The organism is Amphritea sp., from assembly GCF_048266285.1.
In the GTDB taxonomy this organism is placed as follows: domain Bacteria; phylum Pseudomonadota; class Gammaproteobacteria; order Pseudomonadales; family Balneatricaceae; genus Amphritea.
This window is the reverse complement of record NZ_JBLWZV010000006.1, coordinates 196854-206200: the sequence shown is the minus strand read 5'-3', so window position 1 is coordinate 206200 and position 9347 is coordinate 196854. Positions and strand designations below refer to the sequence as shown.

The following is a 9347-nucleotide window of genomic DNA, read 5'->3' as shown; positions in this document are numbered from 1 at the left end:
TCATTCTGAAACCTTCCATAGTTTGACTATTCCCTTCCAGAAAAGCGTGCGTGCACACTATTTCGGTGACGAGTGGCCTATAAACGTGCAAATCAATAACCTATTGATTTTATTGATGATCAAAATATCACCAACCGAATAAACAGGCAAACACAAAAACTAAGTGTGTCCCCTTTCCTTGAAAAGTTCAAATCATACTGCATAAAGACAGTACAAGGATGTACACCATAAGCTCTGCTTTCATCGATCGATTGCGTCACCACATACCTGCTCACAATTAGATTCGCTGCGGTCTCCGAGTGCTTGTGTGTACGCTTGCCCCCCCGATGAGGATTCATGTCGCGGTGCCTCAGCCCCTAGGCAGCGGGATAAGGACGACTTTTATAACCGTTGACGATAACAGAACATTAGCGCATCACATCAGAAGACGCTGATAAAACTGCAACTCCGCTTCGAGACTGTGCACTTGGTTACCGGCTTGACGAAAGCCGTGCTGTTCATCTGGGTACAGATGGTATTCCACCGCAATACCGCGCTGTTTTAAGGCATTGACCATCACATCGGTTTGCTGCGGCACCACGACCCTATCTTGGCCGCCTTGAAAGAAGATCATTGGGCAGTTAATTTGATCGGCATGCAGGAGTGGACTGCGTTGCTGATACAGCGCAGCATCCTGTTGAGGATCACCGATCAACCAATCTAAGTAATGGCTTTCAAATTTATGGGTATCGCGGGTGAGTGCTATCGGATCACTGACGCCGTAATAACTGGCCCCGCCTTTAAATCGATCACTGAACGCCAATGCACAAAGGGTGGTATAGCCGCCGGCACTGCCACCGCGAATAAACACATTCGCCGAGTCGATAAGCCCCTCACTGGCGAGATAATCAACCGCTGCTTCGGCATCTTGCCAATCGGTTTGCCCCCACTCCCCGGCTAAGCGCAAACGATAGGCCCGGCCATAACCGGTGCTGCCGCGATAATTAAGATCTATCACAGCAAAGCCCCGGCTGGTCCAGAACTGAATTTTGGGATTATACAGTGGGTAAGTAGCCGCCGTTGGCCCGCCATGGGTGAACACGATCAAGGGCGGGCGCTGGCTCAGGTCAGTGCTTAGGCGTGGCAGATAGAGAAAACCATAGGCGGTTTCATCTGCCACCGGATAACTCACCGGTTGTGGCAGGGTGATATTACCCGCCGGTTTCTCGCCCCCCGCCAAAACCCGCATCTGGGTGCCGTGATAATTAACGCTATCAACCGGCAATTCATTGTCATTTAACAGCTCATCAACGGGGTGCATGCCTCCGTTCGGGGCTAGCTCAATAATCGCCATCGCCCGATCTTGCGCGGCGGCTATGCAGTAGATCCGCCCGCGATAACAGCACAGATGGCGAAATAGACTGAACTGGTCGGTGAGCCGACGTTCTTGGCCCAGCGCCGACACCATCGCTAAGCGCCCTTCCCCCTGCACCATATAACAGGCGATCCAATGATCGTCATCCAATTGATCCCAGGTCGAGACGCCCAACTGCCACTGCGGCAAGCCAAAGTCATTTGTTCGAGACCACAGCGGCTCGGCTCGAACGCCATCTGCCCCGCGCCCTGTTAACGGGTTGTTCGATGCTGATATTTTGGGTGTCTTGAGTGTAGGTGCTGCAGTCTCTACGGAGTGGTTTTGTGGTTTATTATTTGCATCATCAAATAGATAACGGTATAAATTCCACCAACCAGAAATATCACTGATCGCGACTAAGCTGTTATCACTTAAGAAGCGTGGTTGCTGCAAGGATTCTTGAGTCGTCTGGCCGGCGACGATTCGATGTCCGGTTAAACCACTGGCCGGGTTGATATGATGCTTGCCGGTGTCATTATGCTCGCTTGCGCTAGCAGTGCCTGTCCCTTGTTCTCCGGTTCCTTGTTTTCCTTTGTCCGCATCAGCCGGTTGCGTGTTGGGTGGCCTAAGGTGGGCGAGATTAAGCTGAGTGCTGACCCAAGGCATGTGTGGGTGGTTCCAACTAATCCAAGCCAGCTGTTGACCGTCGGGGCTCAGCACCGGTGCAGCATAGAAATCATCGCCGCTAACCATCACGGTGACCGCACCACTATCAATATCCACCGCCACTAAGCGATGTAGCGGTTGAGTAGGATCATCACTGGGTTGTTCCTGCACCGCTAGCAGTCGTTGACGGGGTTGATCATAGATTAGATCGCCATAACGGCAACCCGAGGTTTGTGTAAGCGGCAAAGGCGTTTGACCGCCCTGCTGTAGCCAGATCTGTTGGTCGGTGGCATTCACAAACGCCAAGCGGTGATCTACGGGGCACCAGCTTTTACCACCATATTCATAGACACCGCTGCGGACGCTAAAATCGGCTGGGGTTAAGCAGCTAACGACCCCGTTCCAATCACGCCGGTAAAGCAAATTACGGCCATTTTCCGGTTGGTATTCAACCCAGAAAACGCCCTGATCACCGGCATAGAGTTGACCATATTCAAGCCCCCCGGCCACCGCCTCAGCAGCGGACAGGGAGGATGCAAAAAAACCATATTGGGTCATCGTTAGCTACCGTTTAGTCAGTGCAGAGGCTCAGGCTAACATATCAGCCCTTGCAGAACACTCTGGAGTTGCGCTCATTACGGTAGATAGGCTCGTCATGCACGGGCAGCTCCGCGGCTTCGCGTGCCTGCACAATCAGATCATGATGGGGGGATTTACTGCAAACAGGATCAGCATTATTGGCATCGCCGGTGAGCATAAAAGCCTGACAGCGGCAGCCGCCAAAGTCCTTCTCTTTTTCATCACAGGAGACACAAGGCTCTTTCATCCACTCATAACCCCGGAAGTGGTTGAAGCCGTTGGAGCGATTCCAAATCTGCTCGATGCTCTGTTCCTTCACATTGGGAAACTCCACCGGCAGCATCCGCGCACTATGGCAAGGCAGGGCCGTACCATCCGGCGTGACCGTTAGAAACACCTGCCCCCAACCATTCATACAGCCTTTCGGGCGCTCTTCGTAATAATCCGGCGTAACAAAGATGATTTTGATCGGATTACCCGCCGCCGCAAGGCGATCACGGTATTCGTTAGTGATGCGCTCGGCCCGCTCTAACTGCGCCCGCGTAGGCAACAGGTTATTACGGTTTTCATAGGCCCAGCCATAATACTGACAGGTAGCCAACTCGACATAATCGGCTTCAAGTTCGACACAAAGCTCGATAATACGGTCGATCTGATCGATATTATGTCGATGGGTAACAAAGTTGAGCACCATCGGATAACCCTGGGCTTTCACTTCCCGGGCCATCTTTAGTTTTTGCGCAAAGGCTTTTTTTGATCCCGCGAGCAGGTTGTTTACTTCCGGGTCGGCGGCCTGAAAACTGACCTGAATATGATCCAAACCAGCAGTGCGAAAGTCCGCTATTTTATGCTCGTTTAGGCCCACTCCAGAGGTAATCAGGTTGGTATAATAACCCAATTGTCGCGCTTCGCTGATCAGTTCTACTAAGTCTTGCCGTACCAGCGGTTCGCCACCAGAAAAGCCCAACTGTGCCGCGCCTAGTTCACGGGCTTGGGTAAACACATCGACCCACTCGGCGGTGGTTAGCTCATCGGTTTTACTGGCGAAATTGGTTGGGTTAGCGCAGTAAGGGCACTGCAGTGGGCACTTATAAGTGAGTTCGGCGAGCAACCACAGCGGCTGACCATGGGTCGGCACCGCATTCAGTGATGGCTGTCCGTTACAGGCTGATCCAGCGTTGCTCACGGGCATCTCCTAAGAAATCCAGAATATCCCGCTCGATCCCATCGGCATCGGGGAACTTTGCCTGCAGTGTCTGGATTATATCCGCTGCAGTACGCTGACCATCCACCAGAGCTAAGACTTCACCGGCGGGGCCATTGAGTTTAACCATCCCTTCGGGATAGAGCAGCACATAACTATCCTGTGCTTTCTCCCATTGAAAACGAAACATCCGATTCAATACCGGGGTCTGGTCCGGGGTGATCTCTGCGCCGCTCATGCGAATAGACCTTGGTGATAGATCTTCTCGTCGGTCACCGTGTGATACGGCGGACGCTTGAGTTCATAGGCCATGGTCATGGCATCTAACATGCTCCAGAGCACATCCAATTTGAACTGTAAAATATTCAACATCCGATCTTGTTGTTCGCGGGTGGTGTAGTGGTCTAGCGTAATATCCAACCCATGAGCTACATCGCGGCGGGCTTCTGTCAAACGGCCACGGAAGTACTGATAGCCCTCCTCTTTGATCCAAGGATAGTGAGTCGGCCAAGTATCCAAGCGATTCTGATGAATAGTCGGGGCAAATAGTTCGGTCAGTGATGAACTGGCGGCTTCTTGCCAAGTCGCACGGCGAGCAAAATTAACATAGGCATCGACGGCAAAGCGGACACCGGGCAATACATGTTCTTGCGACAGTATCTCTTCACGGCGCAAACCCACTGCTTCGCCCAACCGTAACCAGGCTTCGATGCCACCTACGGCGCCATCATAGCCATCGTGATCCAACACCCGCTGCACCCAATGACGACGCACGTCACGGTCCGGGCAGTTGGCCATAATAGCGGCATCTTTCAACGGTATTGAAATTTGATAATAGAAACGGTTGGCCACCCAGCCCTGGATCTGCTCTTTACTACAGTCGCCGTTATACATCGCCACATGGTAAGGGTGTTCGGTATGATAAAACGCCCCTTTAGCCCGCAGCGCCTGTTCAAATTCGTCCCGGCTTAGCGCCGGTAAGGTCTGTTTCAGTGGTGCATTCATAACGCCCCCTTAAAGCTCAATACTCATGCCGTCATAGGAGACTTCGATCCCACGGGCCACCACTTCGGCCCGTTCAGGAGAGTCTTCATCTAAAATCGGATTGGTATTATTGATGTGAATTAATACTTTGCGCGGTTTCTCAAGGGTATCGAGAAACGCTAACATGCCCGCCTCGCCAGTAGCTTCATTGGGCATCTGTGCAAGGTGCCCCATCGTAACGCCTAACTTATCGCCAACTCCCGACGTGATCATCTCATCGTCGCGCCAGATGGTGCCATCCACCAGCAAACAATCGGCATCTTGCATAATCGGCTTCAGATGCGGTTCGATCTGACCAAGACCCGGCGCGTAAAACAGCGTTTTACCACTGCGGGTATCTTCAATCAGAATGCCAATATTGTCCCCCGGATGCGGGTCATTACGATGTGGCGAATAAGGCGGCGCACTGCTGAGCAGGGTTACCGCGGTCAGTTTAAATTCGGGTACCTGAGGAATCACAAAGCTGTTCTCGCCCGCTGCAACCGAAATCCGGTTGCGAGTAATGCCACCATTCCAATGCTCTAACATCTTAAACACGGGGAAACCGGTGGTGAGGTCTTGATACACCATATCGGTACACCAAACCTCATGGGGACAGCCTTCGCGCAACATTAACAAACCGGTGGTATGGTCGATCTGACTGTCCATATAGACAATCGCGGCGATACCGGTATCACGAATCTGGCGATTAGGTTGCATCGGCGCAAAGTCAGCCAGTTGCTGACGAATATCCGGTGAGGTATTAAACAGTATCCAGTCTTCGCCATTCGCGCTGATCGCAATGGACGACTGGGTGCGAGATTTAGCATTCAATGTGCCGGCGCGATAACCAGCACAGTTGCGGCAATTACAGTTCCACTGCGGAAAACCACCGCCGGCGGCTGAGCCAAGAATTTGTATTTTCATTATTATTATCTTGTCGTGTTGTCGGTGTGTTCGAGGGACAAACTAAAAACTCCACCCGTAGGTGGAGCTTGGTATAGTGCTTAGCGGTTTGCAAAGTACATGGTGACTTCGAATCCGATACGCAGATCTGTATAAGCTGGTTTAGTCCACATATGTATTACCTCTTTTGTTATTAGGTTGTTCCAGTCTTATGACTGTCTTTAATCATAGAAACCGAGGGCTTAATTCCATATGGTACTTTGGAACTAATCTACAGTGCTTTTTAGTCGTAATTCGGCGGTAAAAGTACTGTTTTAGCCTCGACCAGACTGAATCAGGGGGGTTAAAAAAGAGATGGCCACTGGAGCCACCTCAAACCCAGAGAGATCACGCGCCTCACGGCAACCCCTCACGGAGGACTCGATTAACACCGTTACGGTGTCGCTTGCTGAGCCGTCAACTCATCGTTAGCTCGCTTGATCACATAGGCTTTTACTGCATCGGCCTGCGCCACACTCATCACACTGCCAAAGGCCGCCATGCCATTGGCTTTTTTCAAGCCATTGACGACGATCGCTTCCCAGTAATCAAAGGTATGTTGGCTGGCATAGCGCAGATCTGGCAACACCCCGCCACTCACCGCGCCATCACCATGACAAGAACTACAGTAAGTGTGATAAATCGCTTTACCCTCGGCTACGGTTTCTGCCGATGCGTTAGCTGACGGTGGATTCAACGCTTTAGCTGTAACCTTGAGTTCAGGCAACGTTGCCTTACCCCCGAGTTTGAACACCAGTAAACGGTTAGTATTGGTGGTTAGCGCCTCACTCACCAATGGCCCGACCACCAGTGGTACGGCCCCACCCCAGCCCGCCATAATGGCGACATACTGCTCACCATTTACACGGTAACTAATCGGCGGAGCCACCATGCCTGTCTGACTATGATAAGACCATAACGACTTACCATTCGCGGCGTCATAAGCCACCAGATTGCCCTTACCATTGCCTTGGAACACCAAGCCACCGGCAGTACTCAAGGTGCCGCCATTCCACGGCACAGGCATATCGATACCCCAAGCTTCTTGCTGAGCGACCGGGTCCCAAGCCACCAAACGACCTTTGGTCGCCGCCTTGATCGCTTTACGCACCGCTGGGTCTTCCGGCATGGTGGCCGCCAATAGACTCACCCCTAAATTGACGGTAAGAGATTTAACCTGATAGTCATCATCGGGAATATAGGGGAACGCCATCTCCCGAGTCGGCAAGTACACTAACCCCGTATCCGGGTTAAAGCTCATTGGCTGCCAGTTATGCCCACCGAAGGGTGATGGCTGAGCCAAAAACGGTTTACCGGCGGTGCTATAACGGGCTTCAGGCTTGATATTCGGTCGGCCTGTGGCGGGGTCCACACCATCGGCCCAGTTCACCGCGACATAGTTTTCGGCTGAAATAAACTCGCCGGTCACCCGATCCAGTACATAGAAGAAGCCGTTTTTAGGTGCCTGCATTAACACTTTACGCAGCTTACCCTTGACCTCAAGATCGGCCAAAATCATATGCTGAGTCGCGGTGTAATCCCACTCCTCACCGGGAGTTGTTTGGTAATGCCAAACATATTCGCCGGTGTCCGGCCGCACCGCCACAATGGACGACAGAAACAGATTATCTCCCTCGCCATTACTCCGTATCTCGCGGTTCCAAGGGGAGCCGTTACCGATACCGACATAGAGCAAATCCAGCTCAGGGTCATAGGCCATTGAATCCCAGGCGGTGCCACCACCGCCGAGCGTCCACCATTCACCGGACCAGGTTTTACTCGCTTCAATCAGCGTTGGATTAGTCTCTTTTGCCGGGTCATCGGGCACGGTATAAAAACGCCATAACATCTCGCCGCTATCGGCATCATAGGCAGAAAAATATCCGCGCACGCCAAACTCAGCGCCGCCGTTACCGATCATCACCTTACCCTTAACAATACGCGGCGCGCCAGTAATAGAATAAGCCTGATCGTTATCGGTAGTTTGTGAAGACCAAAGCTGCTGCCCGGTTTCAGCATCCAGAGCAATCAAGCGACCATCCAAGGTGCCGGTATAGAGCTTACCTTGCCATGCTGCAACGCCTCGGTTAACCGCATCACAACAGAGCTTTGGACCAACTACACCCCGATCCACCTGGGGATCAAACTGCCATTTAAGTTCACCTGTCACCGCATCAAAGGCATACACCACATTCCAACTACCTGTGACATACAACATGCCATCGATCACTAATGGCGTAGACTCAAGACCCCGGGTGGAATCAAAGCCATAGGACCAACTCAAACCTAGGTCAGCCACGGTTTGCTTATTAATTTGCGTCAACGGGCTAAACCGCTGCTCGGTATAATCACGACCATGGGCGAGCCAGCTGCCCGGCTCTTGATCTGCATTGATTAACCGGTTGCCATCCACTGCCGCCGCAGCCTGTAACTGGGTCACTCCGGGTAGCACCAGCGCCGCACCGAGTAATAGCGGCATCAGTTGTTTATTTAATTGCATCTTTTACCTCCTCGCTTAAAACGGAATCGCTACCCGTAGGGTTATACCATCGGTTTCAATACCGTTTTTCACGCTTAGGTCTTGGCTATATTCACCCTGCAACTGAAAACGTTTGCCGATCCATTGGCTGTACCCTAACGTCAGGGTGTCGGTATCGACATCGCTATTCGCCTGATCAACCCCATCGATATCCACCTCGCCCCCTTTCTGCTTACTGTAACGTCCCCAAACATAGCCTCCTTGGGTCACATCTTGAGAAACGATAGCGCTCATACGGTACATATTGTCACGCCCAAGGCTATCACCCGCCGCCAGGTCATTATTGTCGCCGTAGATTTCAACCTCACCGATAAGCTCCATATATAGGCCGTCGCTCAGCCCCTTGGTATAACCGCCCTGAAACACCAGCGTCCAGCGGTTGGCTCCCACATTGACCGCTTTATCACTTTCATACTCACCGGTAGGCAGGTAGACGAACGAAGATAGTCCTAACCACTCTTTATTGTCGTTGTTAGCGATAGGCCACAATGTTGAGCCGATAAAAATATCCCCGATACCCGAACTTTGTTCGCCCTGAATACCCACATCCTGATCAACTACCGGAATGATAATTTGCGGATCGGCAGGCATGCCAAACAGTTCGGTGTAATGAATAAAACGCTGGATGACAGCATTGACCTGCAGATCAGCATCATTGGACACCGTGTCACCATCGACATTGAAATCATCACCGGAGACACTTTGCAGATAAGTGACCGACAAGTTAACGCCTTTCGGCGCGGGAATATAATCCCGAGGGTGGACCGTTTCAGCGATGGCAAAAGCCTGGCCCGACAACAAACTTCCGCACAGCAAAGCGGACACTGACAAAGCCTTATAGTTATTGTTTTTCACGTTTTTTCCTCTGCTACAGTATGACTACAGGCTGACGATACCAATAGAGGCAGATGAAAATCTTGATAAGATTGACGACATTATGTAACAGAAAGTAACAAGCCAAAGACAAATTAATTAATATCCTAACAAAACTCAAATCTTGTTTTATTCAGTAATAGTTTTTATGATGCAGGGATCAAGCATTACTGTTTAATAATAAA

8 protein-coding genes are annotated in these 9347 nt (G+C 51.5%); all 8 read right to left on the bottom strand.

Features of this window, described 5'->3' with window-relative positions; translation table 11 throughout:
• Positions 1–415 precede the first annotated feature (415 nt).
• Entirely contained in the window at positions 416–2557 is a 2142-nt protein-coding gene (locus tag ACN0T0_RS09995; RefSeq protein ID WP_417225622.1) for a prolyl oligopeptidase family serine peptidase, read from the bottom strand.
• Between the two features lie 43 nt (positions 2558–2600).
• The gene (gene pqqE, locus ACN0T0_RS09990) at positions 2601–3770 is read right to left on the bottom strand and encodes a pyrroloquinoline quinone biosynthesis protein PqqE (protein WP_417225620.1); all 1170 of its coding nucleotides are present in this window, start codon (positions 3768–3770) and stop codon (positions 2601–2603) included.
• Positions 3739–4020: a pyrroloquinoline quinone biosynthesis peptide chaperone PqqD gene (pqqD, locus tag ACN0T0_RS09985; RefSeq protein ID WP_417225618.1), complete on the bottom strand. Its 282-nt coding sequence runs from the start codon at positions 4018–4020 to the stop codon at positions 3739–3741. The genes pqqE and pqqD overlap by 32 nt, the downstream gene beginning before the upstream one ends.
• A complete protein-coding gene (pqqC, locus tag ACN0T0_RS09980) occupies positions 4017–4787 on the bottom strand; it encodes a pyrroloquinoline-quinone synthase PqqC (protein WP_417225616.1) in 771 nt (256 codons plus the stop codon). Before pqqC ends, pqqD begins: the two co-directional genes overlap by 4 nt.
• Positions 4788–4796: 9 nt before the next feature.
• Entirely contained in the window at positions 4797–5732 is a 936-nt protein-coding gene (pqqB, locus tag ACN0T0_RS09975) for a pyrroloquinoline quinone biosynthesis protein PqqB (RefSeq protein WP_417225614.1), read from the bottom strand.
• Between the two features lie 80 nt (positions 5733–5812).
• Positions 5813–5884 (bottom strand): pyrroloquinoline quinone precursor peptide PqqA, encoded by a 72-nt coding sequence (pqqA, locus tag ACN0T0_RS09970; RefSeq protein ID WP_003243383.1) that lies wholly within the window; start codon positions 5882–5884, stop codon positions 5813–5815.
• 260 nt (positions 5885–6144) lie between these two features.
• A complete protein-coding gene (locus tag ACN0T0_RS09965; RefSeq protein WP_417225612.1) occupies positions 6145–8250 on the bottom strand; it encodes a PQQ-dependent dehydrogenase, methanol/ethanol family in 2106 nt (701 codons plus the stop codon).
• A gap of 15 nt (positions 8251–8265) precedes the next feature.
• On the bottom strand, positions 8266–9144 hold the full coding sequence (locus ACN0T0_RS09960) for a transporter (protein WP_417225610.1): 879 nt from the start codon (positions 9142–9144) through the stop codon (positions 8266–8268).
• Between the last annotated feature and the right edge of the window lie 203 nt (positions 9145–9347).

Coding starts and splice junctions, on each gene's coding strand:
- ACN0T0_RS09995 (WP_417225622.1), bottom strand. CDS start 2,557: ATGACCCAATATGGTTTTTTTGCATCCTCCCTGTCCGCTGCTGAGGCG.
- pqqD (WP_417225618.1), bottom strand. CDS start 4,020: ATGAGCGGCGCAGAGATCACCCCGGACCAGACCCCGGTATTGAATCGG.
- pqqE (WP_417225620.1), bottom strand. CDS start 3,770: ATGCCCGTGAGCAACGCTGGATCAGCCTGTAACGGACAGCCATCACTG.
- pqqC (WP_417225616.1), bottom strand. CDS start 4,787: ATGAATGCACCACTGAAACAGACCTTACCGGCGCTAAGCCGGGACGAA.
- pqqB (WP_417225614.1), bottom strand. CDS start 5,732: ATGAAAATACAAATTCTTGGCTCAGCCGCCGGCGGTGGTTTTCCGCAG.
- ACN0T0_RS09965 (WP_417225612.1), bottom strand. CDS start 8,250: ATGCAATTAAATAAACAACTGATGCCGCTATTACTCGGTGCGGCGCTG.